The sequence below is a fragment of the Actinoallomurus spadix genome, from assembly GCF_024055725.1.
GTDB classification, from domain to species: domain Bacteria; phylum Actinomycetota; class Actinomycetes; order Streptosporangiales; family Streptosporangiaceae; genus Actinoallomurus; species Actinoallomurus spadix.
In genome coordinates this window covers 71,126-95,498 of record NZ_JAMXMX010000025.1, presented here as the reverse complement: position 1 = coordinate 95,498, position 24,373 = coordinate 71,126, and the positions used below count along the sequence as shown (strand labels likewise).

The following is a 24,373-nucleotide window of genomic DNA, read 5'->3' as shown; positions in this document are numbered from 1 at the left end:
CGCCGGTACCGCCCGAACGGGGATACCGGCGCCGGGTTCAGTTGACCGGGGTCGGCGTCCAGTTCGACGGGTCGGTGCCGAGGACCTTCAGGTGGTGGAACAGCCCGGTGACGCCGGGCTTGCCGAGCTTCGCCAGGACCGACCCGGACGCCTCGATCTGGACGTCGAAACCGTTCACCCCATAGGCGTAGACGAGACCCGCCGTGACGTACGCGGGGTGTCCGTCCAACCTCGTGTTGGGACGAGGACGACCAGTGATCGGCTTCCCCGGACCGGCGGCGACGCCGGTGCCGATGCTGCCGTCCGACTTGACGACGCTGATCTCCAGGTTGGACGACGGCCCGCCGACGTTGAAGCCCAGTATCGCGCTGACCTCCCCGTACGCGCCGTCGTTCAGCACCGTGCGGTTCGGCGTCAGGCCGCCGGGCACGCCGCCGGCGTGCAGGGGCATCTTGATCGGCCGGGGTTGGTCGAACTTCGAGGACGCGGCGATCCGGTGTGCCGTCCTGGCCAGCTCGGTGGCGTTGCCCGGCAGGCCGTTACCCTCCAGCTGGGCCCAGCGGTTCGGGGCCGGCTGCCAGCGCAGTGAGAACTGCGACTGCCCGGACGGGGCCGGCTTGAAGATCCAGTAGGCGGAGTGGCCGTTGACGGACGGGGCGGGGATCCGCTTGGCCGGGACACCGCCCGGGAGGTACCCCTTGAACGGCTCCTTACCGCTCGCGTACGCGGTGAGGGTGACGGTGCTTCCGCCCTTCTGCGCGGTGACCTGGAAGAACTTCTCCTGCTGGTGGTCGGCCACGTAACCGTTGGCGTGCAGCCCGGCCGGCAGCCAGCCGAAGGCCGCGCGTTCCACCAGCGGGTTGTCGTACCTGGCCGACACGGCGGCGGGGGAGCCGTGCACCGTCACGGGGGAGCCGCCCGCCTGCGTGATCACCGTGACCCCGGCGGCGATGGCCGCCACTCCACCGGTCGCGAGGAGCATCGTCCGTACGCCCCCGAAACGCCGACCCGCCCGTACGGGACGCCGGGCTCCGGACGAGCCGTCGATGGCCTGAAGGAGCCGCTCCCGGCCGCTGTCCAGCCGCCGCTGTGAGGGGATCGGAGCGTCGGTGCGCATCGTGCGCATCAGGTCGAGCTCGTTCATCGGTCGGTACCTCTCAGCCTTCATCCGAAACGAACAGGGGGTTGTCGCCGCCGAGAGCGGCGCGGATCCTCTTTCGAGCCCGATGCAGTCGCGACCGGACCGTACCCACGGAGACGCCCAATGCCTGGGCCGTCTCCTCGTAGGACAGGTCGGCCCAGGCGATCAGCAGCAGAACCTCCCGGTGGGCCCGGCTGAGACCGGCCAGGGCCGCCGCGAGCGACTGGTGCATCCCGCTCGCCACCACCCGGTCGTCGGCGCCGTCCAGCTGGCCGCCGTAGGTCTGCACCACGGGGTCGGCGCCGCTGCGCGCGAACGCCCGCAGCATCCGCGTCTCCTTGCGGTGGTACTGCGCCATCACGTTCGCGGCGATCCCGTACAGCCACGGTCTGGCGTCCGGCCGGCCCAGGTCGTAGTGCCGGCGTTTCTGGAACGCCCGGTAGAACGTCTCGGCGGTGACGTCGTCCGCCATGTCATCGCCGAGTCTCCGGGCGACGTAGCGGCTGATGTGGGGGGCGTGCCGCTCGTAGAGCGCGGCGAAGACCCCGGGCTCCTGCCAGGACTGCTCGATCACAGCGGCGTCGCTCACGCCCTGTCGAGTCGTCACAGTCATACGGCTCCTGTCTCTTGCGGCCGGTGCTCCGGCCGTGCGCGGAGTGCGCTGTCACCCGCTTTTCCCCCATCCCGCGAACCGGGTTCCCTCATGGGTGCCGCACGCCGACGGCAACGCGGCGCCGACGGCAACGCGCTCACGGCAACACGGCGACGGCAACGTGCGGTGGCGCAGGAGCCGCCGGCTGCTCGACCCCGACGACATCGACCGGCTGGTGGAGCGCATCGACGCGGAGGGCGTGGAGTTGAAGCAGGTGGTGGCGGCCAACGATCGGGCCGCGGAGCCCCGGCGCCGGCCGAGGCGATGGACGGGTCGCCGTCTCGCCCTGGCCGCCGGAGCCGTCGCGGCCGCCGTCGGAACGATGATCGCGGTACCCGCCCTCACGGAGAACAGGAGCGCGGAGGCGAACGCCGCCGAGCGTGCCCCGGACGGCTCCATCGCGGTCCACCTGGTGGAGTTCACCCACCCCGAACGGGTCGAACAGAAACTGCGCGCCTTCGGCATCCCGGCGAAGGTGGACTTCCTGCCGTTCGGCACGCAGTGCAAGGGGCGTGAGTTCGACGGCGACTTCTGGATGACGGACAAGCCCGTACGCGGGCCCCGGCGGCGGCATCGGAGGCTGATCCCCGGGAGACCCCAATGGCGCTCGGCGCCGGGTTCGCGGCGGGTCTTCCGATCCGCCCCGATCCCGGCGCCGAGCCTTTCATCCCCCGGCCGGCGAGGACGGGTGTTCCCCCGCCGTACCTCGCCGCGTCCGTGGTCCTCGCCCGGGGCGGGACGCCGCTCGGCGCCCGATCGGGTCGACGTCCCCGTTGGGGATCGAGCCGCTCAGTGCCCGATCGGGTCGACGCCCCCGTAGAAGATCGAGCCGCTCAGCTTGTGCTTCTTCCTGCGCACCGCGTTCCCGGCGTTCCCCTCGATGAGGGTGACCGTCTTCTTGTTGCGGCTGACCGACTCGACGATCCCGATGTGCGTACTGGTGTGGGTGTTCTTCGGGCCGGTGCCGAACAGCAGCACGTCACCCGGCTGCGCGGTCTTCAGCCAGTGCTTGTTCCACGCGACGTGGTTTCGCTGGCCCCAGCGGTAGACGTCGCCGGTGAACGCGTACTTCGGGATCTTCACGCCCGCCTTCCGCCAGACCCACGTGGCGAACAGCGAGCACCATTCCTCGCACGGACCGTATTTCGTGCAGTTGTTACCGTGCTCGCGGTAACCGATCTGCGACCGTGCGGTGGACAGAATGCGGGCGACGAGCCCCGCGCGCATCTGCGCGGAGGAGGCCGTGGCGGTGGAGGTCGAGGCGGTGGAAGCGGTGGCGGCGCCCGGGGCGTCGGCGAACGCCGTGGAAACGCCCGGGCCTGCGGTGAGTGACAGCGCCAGTGCGCCGATTGCGGTGGCCCGTCCGAGCCGGTGGCGGGGGGTGTTCTTCAAAGCCACGATCTCCCCTTTCGAAAGGGTGGCGGTGATCCGACGCCTGGAATTCAATAACGCCACCGCGAATCGGGCATCCCGCAGGAAGCTGGTTTCGTATTTGCATCCAGCGCGGTGGCTCGGAGAGAAGTTCTTAGAACTGACGCGGTAGTTCCATGGCAGGTCTGCAACGCAGGGTGCAGATCGCCATCATCCGCTGGATTGAGGACCCGCGGGCGACCAGGGCTTATTCTCCGCGTAATGAGTGTGCAAGCGGGATTGGCGCGGTGGTGGGCCGGTATCGACCCCCGGCTGATCGACTGGGTCCTGGCGCTCTCGCTCGGCGCGGCCGGGTGCGTCGCCGGTGCCGCGTATCACCCGCAGGGCTGGCCGCGGTTCGACGCCATGGCGTACGCCCTGAGCATCGCGGTGAGCCTTCCCCTGGTCCTGCGCAGACGCTTTCCCCTCGCGGTGCTCGTCGTGTCCTGCGCGGTGTTCACCGTCTACCTGGCCGCCGGTGACCAGCCCTCGGTGAACACCTGGGGGCCGCTCGTGGCCCTGTACAGCCTCGCCGCTCACCGGCGGGGCGGAGCCGTCGTCGCGGGGGCGGTCCTGACGGCCGGGGCGGTGCTCTACAGCGGGCTGACGGCACTGCCGGCGGCGCTCGCCGTCACCCAGTCGGTGCTCGCGGTGGCGGTCATCTGGGTGTTCGGCGCGGGCGCGCGCCGTCTGACCGAACGTAACGCCCGGCTGGCGGAGTTGACCGCGCTCCTGCGGGCCGAGCAGGAGGAACGGGCGCGCCGGGCGGTGATGGACGAGCGGGTGCGGATCGCCCGGGAACTGCATGACGTCGTCGCGCATCATATGTCCGTGGTGTCGGTACAGGCCGGTCTCGCGCGTTACGTGGTGTACTCCGATCCGGACACCGCGCGGCGGTCGCTGGACACGATCGCCGCCACGAGCGGGGAGGCCCTGGAGGAGATGCGCCGCCTGCTCGCGGTGCTGCGCATCCCGCCGGAGGACGCCGAGGACGCCGCGGCGTACGACCCGGCCCCGGGGTTGAGCCGCCTCGATGAGCTGGCCGCCCGCGTACGTGATGCGGGTGTACGGGTGGAGGTGGCCGTCACCGGCACGCCGCGTCCCCTGGCTCCCGGTCAGGACCAGTGCGTCTTCCGGGTGATCCAGGAGTCCCTGACCAACGTGATCAAGCACGCGGCACCGGCGCGGGCGTGGGTCGACCTGCGGTACGAATCGGAGCGGCTCGTCGTCCGGGTCGTCGACGACGGCCGGCGTCGCGCGCCGGCCGCGACCGAGAGGACGCCACCGCACGGGTTGCTGGGAATGCGGGAACGCGCCAGGCTCTACGGAGGGACCCTGTCCGCGGGACCCCGTCCGCAGGGGGGATTCGAGGTCGTGCTCACGCTGCCCGTCCCCGGCCCCGCCGACGCGTGACCGCTCATGCCCGGCCGTGACGAAGGGGAGACGCACCGGCAATGACCACGGTCCTCGTCGTCGACGATCAGATCCTGATCCGGGCCGGGCTCGCGGCGCTGCTGCGCGCGGCGCCGGGGTTCACCGTCGTCGGGGAGGCGGCCGACGGCGAGGAGGCGATCAAGCTCGCGGCGGACTTAACTCCGGACGTGGTGTTGATGGACATCCGCATGCCGGGGCTGAGCGGGATCGAGGCGACGTGCCAGATCCTCGGCGACGCGAGCGCGCCGCCGCCTCGGGTGGTGATGCTGACGACGTTCGACCTGGACGAGTACGTCTACGCCGCGCTGCGCGTCGGCGCGTCGGGTTTCCTCCTGAAGGACACGCCCCCCGAGCGGCTGCTCGCGGCCATCGCCACCGTCGCCTCCGGGGACATGCTGTTCGCGCCGAGCGTCACCCGCCGGCTGATCGAGGCGTACGTCGACCGGCCGGCGGGGCCGGTGAAGGGGTGCGCGGGCCTGGACGTCCTCACCGAGCGCGAAGCGGCGGTGCTGGAGCTGGTCGGCAGGGGCATGAGCAATGCCGAGATCGCGGGTGAGCTCGTGATCACCGAGGCCACCGTGAAGACCCACCTGAACCGCACCATGACAAAGCTGAACCTGGCGAGCCGGGCGCAGGCCGTCGTGCTGGCGTACGAGACCGGCCTGGTCGCGCCGCAGAGCCGGCCGCGCTGACGCGACGATCCCCGCGCGCTTCGCCGCGAAGTGCGGCGCGCCGCGCGTCAGGCGAGCCGGGGACCGTCTCGTCGAGGTCGTCGGCGTAGTACTCGATCGCACCCGTACCGGTCCGTGCCGCGCGGGAGGGCGTCAGAGCCAGTGGTTGTCGTGACGGAGGAAGAACTCGGAGCGCTCCTCGTCGCTCAGCTTGTCCAGCCCCTCCGCGAGACCCTCGAAGTAGCCCTCGCGCGGGGCGCCGGGGGAGAAGTGCAGCAGCATCGAGGCCGGCTCTCCCGACTCGTTGCGGAAGGCGTGGACGCCGCCGGCCGGGACGTGGACGAAGTCGCCGGGGACCGTGTCGATCCAGCGTTCGCCGTTGTAGATGCGGATCGTTCCAGTGAGGATGTAGAACGACTCGGAGATCGACCGGTGGAAGTGCTTGCCCGGGCCGCTGGGATTCGGGCCCATCTCCCAGCGGTACAGGCCGAACAGCCCGCCCGTCGACTCGCCGGTCGCCAGGTAGTGCACCGTGTTGCCGGACGGGTAGGTCAGCTCCGGCTCGTGGCCGGCCGGCCGATACGTGGCGCTGATCTCGCCGTTCTCGCCCTCGTAACGTGCCGGTGGATAGCTCACGTCGTCTCCCTCGTGTAACGAACGCCGATCCCACCGTCGAACCGGTGAGCGGATCATCTGGAACGGTCGGCCACAGGATGGCATGATCGCGCCTCGTGTCGTTCCGGGGAAGGTGCGCGCGGTGCGGGCTGCGACGGGCGATGAACCGCGCCGCCGCAGGGGCTCACGTCGGCCGGCGGGGGGCGGCGGTGGTGGCGCGGAGGACGACCTCGCCGGGGATGCGCTCGACGCGGCTGCGGCGTGCCGGGTCGCGGAGGGCGAGATTCATGACGCGCTCGCCCATCTCCTCCAGGGGGAGGGCGACCGTCGTCAGGGGCGGGACGAGGTCGCGGACGATCGGGATGTCGTCGAAACCGGCCAGCGAGACCTGCCCCGGCACGTCCACGCCGTGGTAACGGAAGGCGGACAGCGCGCCGATCGCCATGACGTCGGTGAGGGCGAACACGCAGGTCGCCCGCAGGCCCCGGCGGATCAGCTCGGTCGCGGCGGCGTACCCGCCGTCGCGGGTGAACGACTCCTCGACGACCTGGTCGTCGGAGAGTGACACTCCGGCCTCGGCCAGGGCGTCGCGGAAGCCGCCGAGCCGGTCGACGACGGTGGTGAGCGTGCGCGGCCCGGTGAGCACCGCGAAGTCGCGGTGGCCGAGGCCGAGGAGGGTACGGGCGAGCGCGGCGGCGCCTTCGCGGTTCTCCGGCTGCACGGTGTCGACGCGCAGGCTGCGGTGGCGGCTGAGGACGGCGACGCGGCCGCCGGCGCGCACGTACGGGTCGAGTTCGGCGCCCATCGAGCGTTCCCACGCGCGGTCCTCGAAGCCGGAGCCGACCAGCAGGATCGCCCGGGCCCGCTGGGCGCGGAGCATCGCGATGTAGTCGACCTCGCGGGCCGGGTCGCGGAACGTGCTGGCCAGCATGACCAGCAGGCCGTGCTCGGCGGCCGCGCGGGTGACGCCGCGGGCGATGGCCGCGAAGTACGGGTCGCTGACGTCGTGGCAGATCAGGCCGATGGACTGGCTGGAGGCCCGGGCGAGCGCCTGGGCGTGCGCGTTCGGCGCGTAGGCGAGTTCGGACGCGGCGGCCAGCACGCGTTCCTTGAGGTCGGCGCGGACCTGGGTGGTGCCGTTGAGCACACGGGAGGCGGTGGCGAGGGAGACCTCCGCCCGCCGGGCGACGTCCTGCAGCGTGACGTGCGCGCCGGCCGCCCCGCCGGCGGGTTGCGGCCCGGTCCCGCCGGCCTGTTGCGGCCCGGTCCCGCCCGTCTGCCGCGGTCTGGCGCCGCCGGTCCGGTGTGTGCTCACGCCGCTCCCGTCGGCTCGGCCGGTGCCGTCCTCCGGCTCGTCGGCGGCCGGCGTGCTCGCCTTCGCCCGGGTGCGCCTGGTCGGCCGTTCCGGTCGGTGTTCCCCCACTTTGCGTCCTCCTGGCTCCAGCATGCCGCGTGCGGGCGGTCCAGGTGGCCGGAAAACGCCTCTTGACCGCGCGGTAGGCCGTCCCTACGGTAACAGAAAGCGCTTTCAGAATACGCTTTCTGCGAGCGCTACCGCGGGGTCCGAGCACGGAGGAGCTCATGGTGAGTCAGAGCACCACGCCCGATGTTCCGGTGGCCGGAGTCGCCGAGCGCGGCAGACCCGGAGCGGGCGAGCGGGTGCGCGAGGCCGCCGCGCGGTCCTGGCGGCCCGTCGCCCTCCTCCTCGCCTGCCTCGTCGCCTGGTGGGCGATCACCGCGGCGAAGCTCATCAAGGCGTACCTGGTCCCGTCGCCCGCCAAGACCCTGCAGGTCATGGCCGACAAGGCGGGCTACCTCTGGCACCACACCTGGATCACGACGTACGAGACGCTGCTCGGCTTCGTCATCGCGACGATCGTCGGCGTCCTCGCCGCCGTCCTCATGGTGTACTCCCCGGCGGTCGAGCGGACCCTCTACCCGGTGCTGCTGTTCGCCCAGGTCATCCCCAAGGTCGCCATCGCGCCGCTGCTCGTCGTCTGGCTCGGCTTCGGCCTCGCGCCCAAGGTCGTCGTCGCCGTCCTCATCGCGTTCTTCCCCGTCGTCATCTCGATGGTCACGGGCCTGAAGGCGGTGGACCCGGAGATGATCCAGCTGTCGGCGACCATGGGCGCCGGACCGCTGCAGACCTTCGCCAAGATCCGCTTCCCGGCCTCGCTGCCGCACCTGTTCTCCGGCCTGAAGGTCGCCGTGACGCTCGCCGTCACCGGAGCCGTCGTCGGTGAGTTCGTCGGGGCCAACGAGGGCCTCGGCTACGTCATCCAGCAGGCCAACGGCAACCTCGACACCCCGATGCTCTTCGCCGGCCTGCTGGTGATGTCCCTGATCGGCGTCGTCCTGTTCGTCCTCGTGGAGTTCGCCGAGAAGCTCCTGCTGCCCTGGCACGCCAGCCGTCGTGGCACCGCCGTGACCACCACCTACTGACGGACGGCCCGTGCACCCCGGCGCACGCCGCCCCGTCCCGCCGACCTGACGCGTACCGGACCTACCGACGGAGACGACCCATGAAACTGCGCAGCCTCGTCCTGACCCTGGTCCCCATCGTGGCGATCGCCACCGCGTGCGGGGGAGGGGACGACAACACCGACGGCGCCTCGGGCAAGAAAACGGACAAGGTCACGCTGACCCTCAACTGGTACCCCTACGGCGAGCACGCGCCGTTCTACTACGGCAAGAAGCAGGGCATCTTCGCCAAGCATGGCATCAACCTGGAGATCAAGGCGGGGCAGGGCTCGCAGAAGACGGTGCAGGCGACCGGCGCGGGCCAGACCGACTTCGGCTGGGCGGACACGCCGGCGCTGCTCGCCGGGGTGAGCCAGGGCCTGCCGGTCAAGAGCGTCGGCGTCTACCTGCAGACGACCCCGGCGGCCGTGCAGTTCTTCGCCGACAAGCCGATCAGGACGCCGGCCGACCTGAAGGGCAAGCGCATCGCGGCGACCGCCGGTGACGCGCCGTCCCGCACGTTCCCGGCGTTCCTCAAGAAGAACGGCCTCGGCGAGTCCGACGTCCACCTGCAGAACACCGACCCGGCGGGCAAGATGGCCGCCGTCATCTCCGGCCGGACGGACGGCCTGATCGGCTACGCCAACGACCAGGGCCCGACGATGGCCGCCAAGGCCGGCAAGCAGGTGTCGTACCTGAAGTTCGCCGACTTCGGGCTGAACTTCTACTCCAACGGCCTGCTCGTCGGCGACCGCAAGCGCAAGAGCGACCCGGACCTGGTCAAGCGCATGTCCGCGGCCACCAGCGAGGCGTGGGCGGCGGCCGAGAAGGACCCGGCGAACGCCGTCGCCGCCATGCGGGGCGCGTCCCAGCAGCTCCCGTCGCCGACGGTGCTGACCGACCAGTTCAAGACGACCATCGGCCTCCTGCACACCGCCGCGACCCAGGGCAAGGCCCCCGGCGTGAACACCGACGCGGACTGGCGGCAGACCATCACCGTCTTCACGCAGAGCGGCCTGATCGGCAAGGCCCAGCCGCCGTCGGCGTACTGGGACTCCTCCGCCGCGCCGCAGGGCTGACCGACCGAGAGGGGGCCGACGATGCCCGAGAGCACACGGGAACGAGGACGAGTGGAAGCGAGCCGCGGCGGGAGTGTCCGGCTGGAGGACGTGGCCGTACGGTTCCGCACGAAGAAGAAGGACGTCACGGCGCTGCGGGACGTGTCGCTCGACGTGGCCGAGGGAGAGTTCGTCGCGATCGTCGGCCCGTCGGGCTGCGGCAAGTCGACGCTGCTCAAGCTGGTCGCGGGTCTGCTCAAGCCGTCCTCCGGCGCCGTACGGCTCCGGGGTGAGCCGGTCACGGGGCCGCGCCACGACATCGGGTACGTCTTCCAGCGGGCCGCGCTGCTGGAGTGGCGCAGCGCGCGGCGCAACATCCTGCTGCAGGCGGAGATGCGCCGGATGCCCGCCGACCGGGCCCGCGCGCGTACCGCGGAGCTGATCGCGATGACCGGGCTGACCGGGTTCGAGGACGCGTACCCGCATGAGCTGTCCGGCGGCATGCAGCAGCGGGTGGCGCTGTGCCGGGCGCTGCTGCACGAGCCGCCGGTCCTGCTGATGGACGAGCCGTTCGGCGCGCTCGACGCGCTCACCCGCGAGCAGCTGAACGTCGAGCTGAACCGCATCTGGCGGGAGACGCGCACGACGGTCCTGCTGGTCACGCACTCGATCGCGGAGGCGGCCTACCTCGCCGACCGGATCGTCGTGATGACCGACCGGCCCGGCACGGTCGCGGAGGTCATCGACGTCGGCCTGCCGGACGAGCGGGATTATGCCGTGACCATGGCCCGCCCGGAGTTCGCCCGCGCCACCGCCCGGATCCGCGACCTCCTCGGCGCCGCCTCGGCCGCCGACTGACGTTCCACCACCGTCGAGCCGTGGACCACTGACGGCCCACCACCGCAGAGAGGAACACACAGGGATGGCACGCAGGTCCATCGGGATCGTCATGAACGGCGTGACCGGCCGGATGGGGTACCGCCAGCACCTTCTCCGCTCGATACTCGCGATCCGCGAGCAGGGCGGGCTGACCACCGCCGACGGCACCGTGCTGTGGCCGGAGCCGATCCTGGTCGGCCGCAGCGAGGCCAAGCTGCGCGCCATCGCCGAGCGGCACGGGCTCACGGAGTGGTCCACCGACCTCGGCGCGGCCCTTGCCCGGCCCGGCGTCGAGATCTACTTCGACACCCAGATCACCGGCGCCCGCGCGGCGGCGGTGCGGACGGCGATCGAGGCGGGCCGGCACGTCTACACCGAGAAGCCGCTCGCCGAGGACGTCGAGGAGGCGCTCGAACTCGCCCGGCTGGCCGACGAGGCGGGCGTCCGGCACGGCGTCGTGCAGGACAAGCTGTTCCTGCCGGGCCTGCTGAAGCTCAAGCGCCTCGTGGACGGCGGCTTCTTCGGGCGGATCCTGTCGGTGCGCGGGGAGTTCGGCTACTGGGTGTTCGAGGGCGACTGGCAGGAGGCGCAGCGCCCGAGCTGGAACTACCGGGTGGAGGACGGCGGCGGGATCATCGCCGACATGTTCTGCCACTGGAGGTACGTCCTCGACAACGTCATCGCGCCGGTCCGCTCGGTGCAGGCGCTGGGCGCGACCCACATTCCGGAGCGGGTCGGTGAGGACGGCAAGCCGTACGCCGCGACGGCGGACGACGCCGCGTACGGCATCTTCGAGCTCGAGGGCGGGATCATCGCGCAGATCAACTCCTCGTGGACGACGCGGGTGTTCCGCGACGAGCTGGTGGAGTTCCAGGTCGACGGCACCGAGGGCAGCGCGGTCGCGGGCCTGCGCCGCTGCCGCGTCCAGCACCGGTCGATGACCCCCAAACCGGTCTGGAACCCCGACCTGCCCGCCACCGAGGACTTCCGCGCCCAGTGGCAGGAGGTGCCGGACAACGCCGAGTTCGACAACGGGTTCAAGGCGCAGTGGGAGCTGTTCCTGCGGCACGTCGCCGAGGACGGCGCGTTCCCGTGGGACTTCTACGCGGGCGCGCGGGGCGTCCAACTCGCCGAGCTGGGCCTGCGCTCCTGGAGGGAGGGCCGCCGCGTCGAGGTCCCGGAGCTGGCGCACGCCGGCGGCGCGGCGAAGGCCGGAGGAGTATCGGAGCCGGTGAAGGCCAGGGCTAACGGAGCATCGGAGTCGGTGAAGGCCGGGGCCGACGAAGCATCGGAGCCGGCGAAGTGAAGATCGACCTGCCGCGGGCGGACGGCTCGGTCGTCCCGTACACGCTCGGCGAGCCGCGCGCCTACCCGCCGCCGGCGGCGCCCGCCACGTCGCGGGTCGCGTACGCCGCCGCGCACGTCGTCGCCGACCCCCTCGCCGGCCCCGAGGCGGTCGACTGGGAGACGACCCTGGCGTTCCGCCGCCACCTGTGGTCGTACGGGCTGGGCGTCGCCGAGGCGATGGACACCGCGCAGCGCGGCATGGGCCTGAACTGGGCGGCGACGCGCGAGCTGATCGAGCGCAGCGGCGCGGAGGCGCGGGCGTGCGGCGGGCGGATCGTCTGCGGCGCGGGCACGGACCAGCTCCCACCCGGACCGGCGCCGCTGAACCGGATCGTCGCGGCGTACGAGGAGCAGCTCGGCGTGATCGAGGCGGCCGGCGGGACGCCCGTCCTCATGGCGAGCCGTCAGCTCGCCGCCTCGGCGCGCGGCCCCGGCGACTACGCGGAGGTGTACGGGCGGCTGCTCGGCCAGGTCGCGCGGCCCGCCGTACTGCACTGGCTGGGCCCGATGTTCGACCCGGCCCTGGAGGGCTACTGGGGGTCGGCCGACCTGGACGCCGCCGCCGAGAGCGTCCTGGCGATCCTCACGGAGCACGCCGCGAAGGTCGACGGGATCAAGGTGTCGCTGCTCGACGCCGGCCGGGAGGTCGCGCTGCGCCGCCGCCTGCCCGCGGGCGTACGGCTCTTCACGGGCGACGACTTCAACTACCCGGAGCTGATCCGCGGCGACGACCTCGGGTACAGCGACGCGCTGCTCGGCGTCTTCGACCCGATCGCGCCCGCCGCGGCGGCGGCGCTCGGCGCGCTGGACGGCGGTGACCTGGAGTCGTACGAGTGGATCCTCGCGCCGACCGTCCCGCTGGCCCGGCACCTCTTCGCCGCCCCGACGTACTACTACAAGACGGGCGTGGTGTTCCTCGCCTGGCTGGCCGGGCACCAGGCGCACTTCCGCATGGTCGGCGGTCTGGAGAGCGCCCGTTCCGTTCCGCACCTGGTCCGGCTGTTCGAGCTGGCCGACCGGGCCGGACTGCTGCCCGATCCGGAGCTCGCGGTGGCCCGCATGCGCGCGTGGCTGACCGTCCAGGGGTGACGTCATGAGCGCCGTCGAGCGTTTCAGCCTGAACCAGTGGACGACGCGGTACTGGCCGCTGCCGGACCTGGTCGCGGGGTGCGCCGCGGCCGGGGTGACCGGGGTCGGGCTCTGGCGCGAACCGGTCGCCGAGTACGGCCTGGCCCGTACGGCGAAGCTGGTCCGCGACGCGGGGCTGACCGTGACGTCGCTGTGCCGGGGCGGGTTCTTCCAGCTTCCCGGCGCGATCGCGGAGAACCGGCGGGCCATCGAGGAGGCCGCCGAGCTGGGGGCGCCGGCCCTCGCCCTGGTCAGCGGCGGGCTGCCCGAGGGCTCCCGTGACCTCGACGGCGCGCGGCGGCGGGTGGCCGACGCGCTCGCCGAGCTGGCCCCGTACGCGGGGGAGTGCGGGGTGTGTCTCGCCCTGGAGCCGCTGCACCCGATGTACTGCTCGGACCGCTGCGTGGTCTCGACGCTGGACCAGGCCCTCGACCTGGCCGCGCCGCATCCCGCCGCGCGGGTCGGCGTCATGGTCGACACCTACCACCTGTGGTGGGACCCGGGCGCGTACGCCGCCATCGCGCGGGCCGGTGCGGGGGACCGGATCGCGCTGTTCCAGGTGGCCGACTGGACGACTCCGCTGCCCGAGGGCGTGCTGACCGGGCGCGGCATGCTCGGTGACGGCTGCGTCGAGCTGCGCCGGTTCCGTACGGCCGTGGACGAGGCCGGCTACGCGGGGCCGATCGAGGTGGAGATCTTCAACGATGCCCTGTGGGCGATGCCGGGTGCGGAGGCGCTGGCGCTGTGCCTGGCGCGTTTCGCCGAGCACGTCACCTGACCTGACCGGATCAGGACGACCCGGACCGAGCCGACCTGCGTTCTTCGCCGAGACGAACCGACCCCCGGGAGGCCGCCGAATCTCTCTCTTGACGCTGTGATCGACCTCACCTACGTTCGGGAAAGCGTTTGCTGAAAGCGCTTTCCGCTCATCGACCCCATGGGTGGCAGGATGACGAAGCTCAGATGGTGCCTCCTGACGGCCGTCGCTCTCCTCGCGGCTCTCTTCACGGTGCCGCAGACGGCCGCGCTGGCCGACGAACAACCCGTCAAGGACCCGATCCCCGAACGACCGATCACCTCCGACCTGGGACTGGTGCTCCAGGAGTACGCGCAGTTCCCCAAGTCGGAGCCCACCCCCGCGCCCGTCGACCCCCGCCTCATGCGCTGGGCGCGCATCAACTACATCGGTGAGGTGCCCGACGGCTCCGGCCGCATGTACGTGCCGGACCTGAACGGCCCCATGTACATCGTCCGGAACGGACAGCCGCACCTCTACCTCGACGTCAAGGCGCAGTTCGATCCGTACTTCTTCTCCGGGCGCGGCCTCGGCCAGGGCTTCGGCATCGTCGCCTTCGACCCGGATTTCACGACGAACGGGAAGTTCTACACCGTCCACACCGAGCTGGCCTCCAGCACCACGAAGGTCCCCGACCTGACGCCACAGGCGAACACCATCTACCACGGCATCATCGACGAGTGGACCGCCGACGACCCGTCGGCGGACACCTTCCACGGCACGCACCGGGAGATCCTCCGGCTCGGCTTCGGCGGCCAGATCCACGGCATCCAGGAGATCGGCTTCAACCCGAACGCCAAGCGGGGCGACAAGGACTACGCCAAGCTCTACGTTGCCGCCGGTGACGGCGGGCAGGGCCAGGCCGCCGGCAACACCGACCCGCAGAACCTCGGCGTCCCGCAGGGCAAGCTCCTGCGCATCGACCCGCACGGGACCAACAGCGCAAACGGCAAGTACGGCATCCCCGCGGACAACCCGTTCGTCGGCAAGCCGGGAGCCATCGGTGAGATCTTCGCCCTCGGCTTCCGCGATCCGCACCGCTTCAGCTGGGACACCGGCGGCAGCCACCGGCTGTTCCTCGGCCACATCGGCGAACACGCCATCGAGGGCGTCTGGGACATCCGCGCCGGCGACAACGCCGGCTGGCCGAACCGCGAGGGCCCGTTCGTCTTCGAGAAGAACGACCGCTGCGAGCTGTACACGCTGCCCGAGGACGACGCGAAGTACGGCTACGACTACCCGGTGGCCGCCTACGACCACGACCCGCCGGCCGACTGGAGCTGCTCGGGCGACATCGGCAAGGCCATCTCCGGCGGCTACGTCTACCGCGGCCACAAGCTGCCCGAGCTGTACGGCAAGTACATCTTCGGTGACCTCGTCGACGGCGCCGTCTACTACACCGAGGAGAGCCGGATGCGCCGCGGCGGGCCGCGGGCGCCGATCCACCAGCTGCAGACGTTCGACACGAACGGCAACCGGCTGACGATGCAGCAGTTCGCCGGGGACAAGCGCGTCGACCTGCGCTTCGGCCGCGACAGCAAGGGCGAGCTCTACCTGCTGTCCAAGGCGAACGGCAAGATCTGGAAGGTCGTCGGCACCCGGCACTTCGCCGCCGGCCCGGTCGGGCACACCCACGTGAACGGCACGGCCGGCGCGAAGAACTGGGCGCCGGTCACCCCGTCGAAGTGGGAGTTCCATGGCGACCAGGTGATCCTGGCCGAGGCCGGTGTCGAGCGGCCCGGCCCGCGCCGCCCGTTCGAGTACGCGGTGCTCACCAAGGGCCCGGAGTTCGGCACCGAGCGGATCGACGCGGACGTGCGGATCGACACCCCGACGGACGTGACCAACCGCGACGTGATCATCGTGTTCGGGTACCGGTCGGACACGCAGTTCTACTACGCGCATCTCTCGCAGGACAATTCGATCTACGCCCACAACGGGATCTTCCTCGTGAACAACGCCGACCGGCAGCGGATCGAGGACCAGTGGGACGCCCTGCGCTCGCGCGGCGCCCCGCCGTCGATCACCGACACCAAGTGGCACCACGTGACAGTGATCCGGCACGTCGACACCGGGGAGATCGCGGTCTACCTCGACCACGCTAAGGACCCGCGCATGACGGCCGTCGACAAGACCCTCACGTCGGGACGGGTCGGGTTCGGGTCGTTCGACAACACCGGCCGGGTTCGCAACCTCAAGGTCACCGGCACCGCGGCCGGCGACTGATCGCGGGCCCGGGCCGCCGCCCGGCCGGTCCGGCGGCGGGCGCGGCCCGGGCCCCTCGACCCCGGCGGTCACCGTCCCCGGACGGTGACCGCCGGGACCCCAGACGCACGTGGAGGGAAAATGACGGATTACAGTGCCAAAGGGGTGGGCCGCCGCCGGTCCGTACGGTCCCGGCGGCTCGCGGCGGTCGCCGTGGCCGCCCTGATGTGCGGGCCGCTCGCGGGGGTGAGCGCGGCCCAGGCGGGCACGGACGAGGCCCGCGGCCACGGCCATGCCCTGTCGGCGGTCCTGCCGAGCCTGCGGCCCGACCTGGTCTCGTACTACGACTTCGAGCACCCCGTCCCGGGCGCCCCCGCGCGGGAACGCGACCGCGGGTTCTCCGGCACGACCATCGACCTGATCAACGGCGGGGCCGCCATGCGCGTACGGGACGGCGCGTCCCCGGGCGGCGGCCACGCAATCCAGAGCCGGCAGGTGAACCCGGCGACCAAGGGCAACGACGACTGGAAGGCCGGCGTCTACTCGACGACCGGCGTGCCGACCCTGCGCGCCTTCAGCGGCGCCAAGGAGGCATCGATCATGGGCTGGTTCAAGATGACCGGCCCGAATCCGGCCCCCAACTCCGAGACGGCCGATCCGTCGGACCACTACAACGCGGTCGGGCTGGCGGGCCTGCTCAGCGGCGACTCGAACGGCCATGACGTACGCGCGCTGCTGGAGGTGATCGACGTGTCGGGGACGATGCGCGTCGTCGCCCTCGGCCGCCGCGTCGACGGCGGGAAGTCGCAGACGTTCGCCGCGAACGAGGATTGGCAGAGCATCCTGCCGATCGGCGAGTGGGTCTTCCTCGCCGCGTCGTTCGACTACGACCACGGCACGATGAGGCTGTACAAGAACGGCAGGCCGCTGGACGGCTTCTACACGACGGCCGGTGACCCGTGGGAGGTGGGGACGCCGGGCACGCACGTCACCTCGGCGACCGACCCGCGCGGCATCAAGATCGGCGGCAGTTTCCCGCAGAACACCGCCGAGAAGAACGCGTGCGACTGCCGGCTCGACGGCCTGATGTTCCTGAACCGCGCCGTGACCGACAAGGAGGTCTGGCAGCAGTACCACCGGGCCGTGTCCGGCCGGCACTGATCGCTCCGGACGGAACCGCGCGGTGAGCCGCCCCCCGGGCTCACCGCGCGGTGACGCCGTCAGCGAACGTCGTCGGCGAACGTCGTCAGGGGCGGCCGAAGCCGACGAGCTGTCCCTGCCAGTAGCCGGCGAGGGGGCTGATCATGACGTTCTCGCCGGTGCGGGGCGCGTGGATGAAGTGGCCGCTGTCGACCATCATCCCGACGTGCCCGTTGCCGCTGAGGAAGACGAGGTCACCGGGCTGGACGTCGCTCTGCGCGACGCGGCGGGTGGCGTTGTACTGGTCGGGGACGACGCGGGGCAGGCTGACCCCGGCCGCCCGCCAGGACATCATCGTCAGGCCGGAGCAGTCATAGCCCTGCGGGCCGGTGCCCCCGTAGATGTACGGCTTACCGAGCTGAGCGTAGGCGTAGTTGAGCGCGGCGCGGGCCGAGCCGGAGGCCGGGCCGGTGTACGTGCCGCCGATCTTCCCGCCCGAGGAGCTCGTCGTCTCCCCTGCCTGGCGTTCCAGCCTCCGCTGCTTGGCGATCTGCCTCTCGAGCGACGCTTTCTGCGACCTGAGCTTCCTGGCCTTCTCCGAGACGTCCTGCACCGTGCTCTGGACCGCGGCCAGGTCGCGCTGCAGCCGCTGCGTTGAGGCGAGGAACGCGGTCAGCTCCTGACCACGGTTGCTCGCCAGGTGCATGAACGTGGACATCTGGTCGAGGGCCTGGTCGGGGTTGCCGGAGGCCAGCACGGCGGTGGCCGGGTCGGACTGGCCGGTCTTGTACTGGTCCGCGGCGAGCTGCACGACGCGCGTGTGCAGCCGGTCGTACGTGGCCTGCTCGGCCTTCTTCTGCGCCTGGAGGATCCTGAGGCGCTTCTTCGCCGCGTCGAGCTCGGTCTTGGTCTTGTTGTACTGGTCGACCTTCTTGTCGAGCTCGGGGTTGAGTTTGGCCAGTTCCTTCCTTGCGGCGGCCGCCGACGGCTTCGGTGTGGCGTCGGCGGTGCCGGCCGTCGTCAGCGAGACGGCGATCGCCAGTGAGGCCGCGGCGCAGATCCGGAGCGAGTTCCGGAACCGCGAGCGGCCGGTGGCGCGCGTGGAGGTCATCGGGTTGGAGGGCGCCACAGAGTCCTACTCCTCTCCTCGCCGCCTACCGGGGCAGCGGTCGGGCTCGGGCCGGAGCCGCCCGGCCGGAACCTCTTCGGCTCCGGACGCGCCTCGACAACTGGTGATTCCCGGGTCCCAGGGGGGATTCGGCGGACGGCTGTGCTTTCTGTGAAGGCGGGGGCAGCCGGGCTTTCCGTAGTTTAGGGGTGATCAGGTGCCGTCTGCCAATCAATGTTTCGTTAACCTTTTTGCGGGCATCGGCCGTTGCTTTCCGTGAGCACCGCCGTGCATCACAAAACGGACAAAACAGGGCTAGAAGTGTTCACATCCGGCCGTCATGGGACACCCTTTCGGCTCCTCCGCCGCGGCAGGCCCGCCCGCCTCCCGCTGACGCGCCTGGCGTCTCAGTGGTGGTGCTCGGCCTCCGGGGAACCGCCCATCATCCTCAGCATCGGGATCCCGCCCGTACGGACGAACCGGACCAGCAGGACGGCGGCGAGGGCGAGGAAGGCGAGGTTCAGCCAGGTGGTGTAGTTCCAGGAGACGCCGCGCTCCATCACCGCCGCGTGCCGCTCACCGGGGATCAGGCCGGCGACGCCGAAGAGGAACTCGACGAGGTACCCGGCGAGGACCATCGCGGCGTAGAACGTGCCGGTGACGAACAGCGCCATCCGGGTGCCGTAGTACTTCCGGTAGATCAGGATGATCGGCAGGATGATCAGGTCGGCGAAGATGAAGGCGACCACGCCGCCGAAGCTGATCCCGCCCTGCCACAGCACCGCGGCCAGCGGGACGTTCCCGATCGAGCAGACGAAGCTGATCACCGCGACGAGCGGGCCGACCAGCGGCCCCCACAGCTTCGCCGCGAGCGGGTGATCGACGAGGAAGAAGTGCCGCCAGAAGGAGTCGGGTATCCACGCGGCGATCGCCCCCGCGATCAGCAGGCCGATGACCAGGTCCCGCAGGATCGCCGCCCACTCCATCACGAAGACGTGCGCGACCGACGTGAAGCCCTCCCCGGACAGCAGCCGGCGCCGGAACGACCCCTCCCGCCGTACGGACATGTCCATCGCCGCGTGCCCCTCCATCGCGCCGGCGACCCCGCGCTCGGCCTGCGCACGGGCGTCCCGCAGCAGCCGTTCGCGCAGGACCAGCCGGAACAGTACGGCCAGGATCACGATCATTATCGGCCCGCCGATGAACTCCGCGGCGGTGAACCGCCAGCCCATCAGCAGCGCCAGGATGATGCCGAGCTCGACGACCAGGTTGGTCGAGGCGATCTCGAACGTCATCGCCGCGATGAAGCTCGCGCCCTTGACGAACAGCGAACGCGCCAGCGCGACCGCGGCGTACGAGCACGACGACGACGCGACGCCCAGGCCGGTCGCGGTCGCGAGCGTACGGGGCCGCCCGTCGCCGAGCAGCCGTACGATCGTCGATCGCCGCACCACCGCCTGGACGATCGCGGACAACAGGAACCCCAGGATCAGCGCCCACAGGATCTCCCAGGTCATCGACCCGGTGATCGCCAACGCGTGACCGATCGCGCTCATCTCCGTCCTCTCATCACCGAACGGTGGTGCCCCGCCGGGAACACCCGGAACCTGACCGGGGGGCGGCCGACCGTGCATCGGCCGCCCCGGGCGGTCACATGCCGTTGAGCAGGTTCCGCATCGTGGTGATCTCGGCGCTCTGGGAGGTGATGATCGAGCCGGCGAGGGCCTTGGCGTCGGCGTTCGAGCCCTGGGCCTGCTCGGTCTTGGCCATGGTGATGGCGCCCTGGTGATGCTGGATCATCATCTGCAGGAACGCCTTGTCGAAGGCCTTGCCGGACAGGGAGTCGAGCTTCTTCATGTCCTGGTCGGACATCATTCCCTCGCCCATGTGCATGCCGCCGGGCGAGGGCATGGACGCCCCCCAGGTCTTGAGCCAGCCGGTCATCTTGTCGATCTCCGGCTGCTGGGCGTTCTGGATTCGAGCGGCGAGCCTCTTGACCTCGGGCGAGGACGCCTTCGTGGCGGCCTGCTTCGCCATGGTGATCGCCTGCTGGTGGTGCGGGATCATCATCTGCGCGAACATCACGTCCTGGGCGTTGTGCCCGGCGGTGGTCGCCGGGGCCGAGCTCATGCCCATGCCGGGGCCCATGGAGTGCCCGTTCATGGAGTGGTGACCGGAGTCGTCACCGTTGCCGCCGCACGCGGCGAGGGCGAGCGCGGCGACCGGAACGAGCAACAGAGAGTGGATGCGCTTCATCGGAATTCGACCTTCCATATTCGGGCGTGCTGAGTGGGCGCGTGGGTCCTCCGCGGACCCGGGCGCCTGTCACCGCCGGAGTACGGAGAGCTGGAAGATGGATGGTGGGGGCGGTGCCCGGCCGAGGCGATCCTTTCCCCGCCCGGCCGGACGGCCCACCGGCGCCCACCGTCGCCGGCGGCGGACGAAGACGGCGGACAGGATCAGCAGCGTGGCCATGACCAGCAGGGCCAGGCACATCCCGCCGCCCGGATGCCGGTGGCCGGGGGAGTCGTGGGACGGCGTCGGCCCGTGGTGCCCGGCCGCCGTCTCCGAGCGCCCCATCGCCGGCATGGCGAGGGAGACGTCCGCCGGGTGCGTGTCCGCCGGCATCACGAGGGAGAGGGCCGCCGGGTGCGTGTCCGCGGGACTCGCGGTCGCCTGCAGCCCGTGCATCGCGAACAGGCCGAGCACGGTCAGCGTCAGGAGCAGCAGCGCGCCCGGCGACACCACCGGAGCGCCCGCCCTGCTCTGCCCGCTGCTCATCTCGCTCCCGACCATACCCTTCTCCGCCGCCGGTCAGCGGGCCGCTTCGAAGCGGCGCAGCCGCAGGCTGTTGCTGACCACGAACACGCTGGAGAACGCCATCGCGGCGCCGGCCAGCATCGGGTTGAGCAGCCCGGCGGCGGCCAGGGGCAGGGCGGCCACGTTGTAGGCGAACGCCCAGAACAGGTTGCCCTTGATGGTGGCGAGTGTCCGGCGGGACAGGCGGATGGCGTCCGCGGTGGCGCGCAGGTCGCCGCGGACGAGGGTGAGGTCGGCGGCCTCGATGGCCACGTCGGTGCCGGTGCCCATCGCCAGGCCGAGGTCGGCCTGGGCCAGGGCCGCCGCGTCGTTGACGCCGTCCCCGACCATAGCCACGACCTTGCCCTCGTCCTGCAGCCGCTTGACGACGTCGACCTTGTCGGCGGGCAGTACCTCGGCGATGACCTCGTCGATGCCGGCCTCGGCCGCGACCGCGCGGGCCGCCGCCTCGTTGTCGCCGGTCAGCAGCACCGGTGTCAGGCCGAGCGCGCGCAGCCGCGTGACGGCCTCGGCGCTGGTGTCCTTGATCGTGTCCGCGACGATGAGGATCGCGCGAGCCTCGCCGTCCCAGCCGACCGCGACGGCCGTCCGCCCCTGGGCCTCCGCGGTCGCCTTGGCGTCATCGAGTTCGGCGGGCAGGTGCTGAGACCATTCGGCCAGCAGCCGGGTGCGGCCGACCAGGACCGCGTGCCCGTCCACGATGCCCTGGACGCCCAGGCCCTCGACATTGGCGAAGTCTGCGGCGCGGGGGAGCGCGCCGACCCGCTGGACGGCGCCCTTGGCGATCGCCTGGGCGATGGGGTGCTCGGAGGCGTCCTCCAGAGCGCCGGCCAGCCGCAGCACCTCCTCGGCGTCCTGCCCCTCGGCGGTGACCACGTCGACCAGGCTCATCTTGCCGGTGGTGACGGTGCCGGTCTTGTCCAGCACGATCGTGTCGATCCGCCGGGTCGACTCCAGCACCTCGGGCCCCTTGATCAGGATGCCGAGCTGCGCGCCGCGTCCCGTACCCACCAGGAGGGCGGTCGGCGTGGCCAGGCCCAGGGCGCACGGGCAGGCGATGATGAGGACCGCGACCGCGGCGGTGAAGGCGGCCGCGACGCTGCCGCCGGTGCCGAGCCAGAACCCCAGGGTCGCCACCGCCAGGGTGATGACGATCGGCACGAAGATCCCGGAGATGCGGTCGGCGAGGCGCTGGACCTGCGCCTTGCCGTTCTGCGCCTCCTCCACCAGCCGGGCCATCTGCGCGAGCTGGGTGTCGGAGCCCACCTTGGTCGCCTCGACGACGAGACGCCCGCCCGCGTTCACCGTCGCGCCGACGACGGTGTCGCCGGCGCCGACCTCGACGGGCACGGACTCGCCGGTGAGCATGCTCATGTCGACCGCGGAGCCGCCCTCGACGACGACGCCGTCGGTGGCGATCTTCTCGCCGGGCCGTACAACGAACCGGTCACCGGCCGTCAGCTGATCGACCGGAACCCGTTCCTCACGGCCGTCGCGCAGCACCGCGACGTCCTTGGCACCCATCTCCAGCAGCGCCCGCAGCGCGGCCCCGGCGCGCCGCTTGGACCGCGCCTCGAAGTAGCGCCCGGCCAGGATGAACACCGTCACCCCGGCCGCCACCTCCAGGTAGATGTTCCCGGTCCCGGAGGAGCGCTCGATCGTGAAGGTGAACGGGTGCCGCATGCCCGGCTCCCCGGCGTCACCGAAGAACAGCGCGTACAGCGACCAGCCGAACGCCGCGATCGTGCCCAGCGACACCAGCGTGTCCATCGTCGCCGCGCCGAGCTTGAGGTTCTTGTACGCCGCGCGGTGGAACGGCAGCGCCCCCCACACCAGCACCGGGGCCGCGAGCGTCAGCGACGCCCACTGCCAGGACCGGAACTGCAACGCCGGAACCATGGCGAGGAGGATCACCGGAACGGCCAGCACCGCGCTGACGATCAGCCGGTCCCGCAGTGCCCGTACGGGGGCGTCCTCCGCCGCGGCGGCCTCCTCTTCGGCCGGCTCGGGCGGAGCCGGGAGACTCGCGGTGTACCCGGCCTTCTCCACCTGCGCGATCAGGTCGTCGGTATTGACGCCCGGGCCAAAGCTGACGCTCGCCTTCTCGGTGGCGTAGTTGACCGTCGCGGTGACGCCGTCGAGCTTGTTCAGCCGCTTCTCGACGCGATTGGCACACGAGGCACAGGTCATCCCGCCGATCGTCAGCTCGACGCGCTCGGGTGCCGTGCTCGTGGTGGTGCTCATCTTCCCTCCTCGGCGACGGCCGTGAACTCGGCGGTGTGGACCGTGCCCTGGTGCTGGAAATCGAGGTAGAGGCGGTAGGTGCCCGCGGACGGCACCTCGGAGTGGAAGGTAACGGCCGGCCCCGGCCTGGTCCTCCCGTCGCCCGGCTCACCGTCCGGGTGGACGTGGAGGTAGGCCAGGTCGCCCTGGCGCAGCGCGACGAGGTGCCCGTACGCCGCGAGGTACGGCTGCAGGTCGGTGACCGGCCTGCCGTCACGGGAGATCGTCAGGTCGAGCCGGCTCGACCGGCCCGCGACCAGTGTCCCCGCCAGCGTCACCGTGTAACCGTCGACGGTTGTGGACGTGGCCGGCGCGGGCAGCGGACGCGGCGCGGCGTCGCCTCCGACGGCGGTGTCGACCCCGAGGGTCAGCGGCGGGCCGCCGGCGGGCTTGAAGTCGGCGAACGCCCGGTACGTGCCCGGCCCGCTCAGCGGTGAGGCGACCCGCCAGGTGCCGTCGGCGTCCATCGCCGGGTGCACGTGCCGGAACCCGGACAGATCACGGCGTACGACGATCAGGTGCATCCGCTTGTCGTGCCGCGTGTCGAACGCCGTCACCGGCCGCCCGCCCGGCCCGAGGATCCGGAACGCGAACGTGCCCGTCGTCGCGGGCGCCGTGGCGAGGGTGTAACCCCGGTCGGAGACGAGCAACCCGCCCGGCAGCGTGCCCGCGTGACCGTCGTGGCCCTCGGCCTGGTCGTGCTCCATGCCGCCGTGCGCGGCGCTCGGCTTCGCCTCGGCTCCGACGGGGCCGGTCAGGTGACCGGCTCCCATTGCCGCGCCGAACACCACCGCCAGCCCGAGCCCGAAGATCCCGAGCCTGGCCGGTGCGTTCATGCTGATCTCCCCTTCGAAGGAACCGGGTCAGGCCGTGACGAGTTCGTAGCCGGCCTCGTCGACCGCGTCGCGTACCGCCTGCTCGTCGACCGGGGCGGTGCTGGAGACGGTGACGACGCCGGAGGCCAGATCCACCTTGACGTCGGTGACGCCCTCGATGGCGCTCACCTCCTCCGTCACGGCGGACACGCAGTGCCCGCAGGTCATGCCCTTGACCGTGTACTCGGTGGTCGTCATCTCGTTCTCCTCACACGCTGTACGTCGTTCGTGACCGGATTTCCGGCCAGTCCTCAACATATACCCACCCGGGGTAGGGCATGTCGGCGACCATAGCATACGGGTGGGGGGTATCCGCCAGTCGTACGTCACGGGGTTCCCGCGGCGGGCGGC

General features: G+C 71.4%; 23 protein-coding genes. 11 read left to right on the top strand and 12 right to left on the bottom strand.

Annotated elements, in window-relative coordinates; genetic code table 11:
• Positions 1-37: 37 nt before the first annotated feature.
• On the bottom strand, positions 38-1,144 hold the full coding sequence (locus tag NE235_RS29670) for a hypothetical protein (protein WP_252808690.1): 1,107 nt from the start codon (positions 1,142-1,144) through the stop codon (positions 38-40).
• Between the two features lie 13 nt (positions 1,145-1,157).
• Positions 1,158-1,754: an RNA polymerase sigma factor gene (locus NE235_RS29665; RefSeq protein WP_252808688.1), complete on the bottom strand. Its 597-nt coding sequence runs from the start codon at positions 1,752-1,754 to the stop codon at positions 1,158-1,160.
• Positions 1,755-1,914: 160 nt separating this feature from the next.
• On the opposite strand from NE235_RS29665, the gene NE235_RS29660 reads away from it, so the two are divergent.
• Positions 1,915-2,613 (top strand): hypothetical protein, encoded by a 699-nt coding sequence (locus NE235_RS29660; RefSeq protein ID WP_252808686.1) that lies wholly within the window; start codon positions 1,915-1,917, stop codon positions 2,611-2,613.
• Here the strand turns inward: NE235_RS29660 and NE235_RS29655 are convergent.
• On the bottom strand, positions 2,583-3,191 hold the full coding sequence (locus NE235_RS29655) for a CHAP domain-containing protein (RefSeq protein ID WP_252808684.1): 609 nt from the start codon (positions 3,189-3,191) through the stop codon (positions 2,583-2,585). The two genes, NE235_RS29660 and NE235_RS29655, sit on opposite strands and share 31 nt — an antisense overlap.
• Positions 3,192-3,425: 234 nt before the next feature.
• On the opposite strand from NE235_RS29655, the gene NE235_RS29650 reads away from it, so the two are divergent.
• Positions 3,426-4,616, top strand: coding sequence for a sensor histidine kinase (locus tag NE235_RS29650; protein ID WP_252808682.1), 1,191 nt, complete (start codon positions 3,426-3,428; stop codon positions 4,614-4,616).
• A 41-nt stretch (positions 4,617-4,657) separates the two neighbouring features.
• Positions 4,658-5,329, top strand: coding sequence for a response regulator (locus NE235_RS29645; RefSeq protein ID WP_252808680.1), 672 nt, complete (start codon positions 4,658-4,660; stop codon positions 5,327-5,329).
• Positions 5,330-5,461: 132 nt separating this feature from the next.
• On the opposite strand, the gene NE235_RS29640 is transcribed toward NE235_RS29645, so the two are convergent.
• Together NE235_RS29640 and NE235_RS29635 are read right to left on the bottom strand one after the other, a co-directional pair.
• Positions 5,462-5,944 carry a cupin domain-containing protein gene (locus NE235_RS29640; protein ID WP_252808678.1) on the bottom strand — a complete coding sequence of 161 codons (483 nt, stop codon included), beginning with the start codon at positions 5,942-5,944 and terminating at the stop codon, positions 5,462-5,464.
• A gap of 163 nt (positions 5,945-6,107) precedes the next feature.
• Complete coding sequence (locus NE235_RS29635; protein ID WP_252808736.1) at positions 6,108-7,121, bottom strand: LacI family DNA-binding transcriptional regulator; 1,014 nt, start codon at positions 7,119-7,121, stop codon at positions 6,108-6,110.
• Positions 7,122-7,504: 383 nt separating this feature from the next.
• On the opposite strand from NE235_RS29635, the gene NE235_RS29630 reads away from it, so the two are divergent.
• The 8 genes from NE235_RS29630 (at position 7,505) to NE235_RS29595 (ending at position 16,957) form a co-directional block, all read left to right on the top strand.
• Positions 7,505-8,365, top strand: coding sequence for an ABC transporter permease (locus NE235_RS29630; protein WP_406567653.1), 861 nt, complete (start codon positions 7,505-7,507; stop codon positions 8,363-8,365).
• 80 nt (positions 8,366-8,445) lie between these two features.
• Positions 8,446-9,462, top strand: coding sequence for an ABC transporter substrate-binding protein (locus NE235_RS29625; RefSeq protein ID WP_252808673.1), 1,017 nt, complete (start codon positions 8,446-8,448; stop codon positions 9,460-9,462).
• Positions 9,463-9,513: 51 nt separating this feature from the next.
• Positions 9,514-10,299 carry an ABC transporter ATP-binding protein gene (locus NE235_RS29620; protein ID WP_252808671.1) on the top strand — a complete coding sequence of 262 codons (786 nt, stop codon included), beginning with the start codon at positions 9,514-9,516 and terminating at the stop codon, positions 10,297-10,299.
• Positions 10,300-10,363: 64 nt separating this feature from the next.
• Entirely contained in the window at positions 10,364-11,626 is a 1,263-nt protein-coding gene (locus NE235_RS29615) for a Gfo/Idh/MocA family protein (protein ID WP_252808668.1), read from the top strand.
• A complete protein-coding gene (locus tag NE235_RS29610) occupies positions 11,623-12,756 on the top strand; it encodes a dihydrodipicolinate synthase family protein (RefSeq protein ID WP_252808666.1) in 1,134 nt (377 codons plus the stop codon). The genes NE235_RS29615 and NE235_RS29610 overlap by 4 nt, the downstream gene beginning before the upstream one ends.
• A gap of 4 nt (positions 12,757-12,760) precedes the next feature.
• Complete coding sequence (locus tag NE235_RS29605; RefSeq protein ID WP_252808664.1) at positions 12,761-13,573, top strand: sugar phosphate isomerase/epimerase family protein; 813 nt, start codon at positions 12,761-12,763, stop codon at positions 13,571-13,573.
• 171 nt (positions 13,574-13,744) lie between these two features.
• The gene (locus NE235_RS29600; RefSeq protein ID WP_252808662.1) at positions 13,745-15,817 is read left to right on the top strand and encodes a PQQ-dependent sugar dehydrogenase; all 2,073 of its coding nucleotides are present in this window, start codon (positions 13,745-13,747) and stop codon (positions 15,815-15,817) included.
• 120 nt (positions 15,818-15,937) lie between these two features.
• Positions 15,938-16,957, top strand: a complete 1,020-nt coding sequence (locus NE235_RS29595) for a LamG domain-containing protein (protein ID WP_252808660.1) — start codon at positions 15,938-15,940, stop codon at positions 16,955-16,957.
• An 85-nt stretch (positions 16,958-17,042) separates the two neighbouring features.
• Here the strand turns inward: NE235_RS29595 and NE235_RS38410 are convergent, their stop codons facing one another.
• The 7 genes from NE235_RS38410 to NE235_RS29560 form a co-directional block, all read right to left on the bottom strand.
• Positions 17,043-18,065 carry a C40 family peptidase gene (locus NE235_RS38410; protein WP_252808653.1) on the bottom strand — a complete coding sequence of 341 codons (1,023 nt, stop codon included), beginning with the start codon at positions 18,063-18,065 and terminating at the stop codon, positions 17,043-17,045.
• 386 nt (positions 18,066-18,451) lie between these two features.
• Entirely contained in the window at positions 18,452-19,600 is a 1,149-nt protein-coding gene (locus NE235_RS29585; protein ID WP_252808651.1) for a permease, read from the bottom strand.
• Between the two features lie 94 nt (positions 19,601-19,694).
• Positions 19,695-20,300, bottom strand: a complete 606-nt coding sequence (locus NE235_RS29580; protein WP_252808649.1) for a DUF305 domain-containing protein — start codon at positions 20,298-20,300, stop codon at positions 19,695-19,697.
• Positions 20,301-20,369: 69 nt separating this feature from the next.
• Positions 20,370-20,840 carry a DUF6153 family protein gene (locus NE235_RS29575; protein ID WP_252808647.1) on the bottom strand — a complete coding sequence of 157 codons (471 nt, stop codon included), beginning with the start codon at positions 20,838-20,840 and terminating at the stop codon, positions 20,370-20,372.
• An 18-nt stretch (positions 20,841-20,858) separates the two neighbouring features.
• Positions 20,859-23,108, bottom strand: coding sequence for a heavy metal translocating P-type ATPase (locus NE235_RS29570; RefSeq protein ID WP_252808644.1), 2,250 nt, complete (start codon positions 23,106-23,108; stop codon positions 20,859-20,861).
• A complete protein-coding gene (locus tag NE235_RS29565) occupies positions 23,105-23,983 on the bottom strand; it encodes a hypothetical protein (RefSeq protein WP_252808642.1) in 879 nt (292 codons plus the stop codon). Before NE235_RS29565 ends, NE235_RS29570 begins: the two co-directional genes overlap by 4 nt.
• A 27-nt stretch (positions 23,984-24,010) precedes the next feature.
• Entirely contained in the window at positions 24,011-24,220 is a 210-nt protein-coding gene (locus NE235_RS29560) for a heavy-metal-associated domain-containing protein (protein WP_252808640.1), read from the bottom strand.
• Positions 24,221-24,373 lie beyond the last annotated feature (153 nt).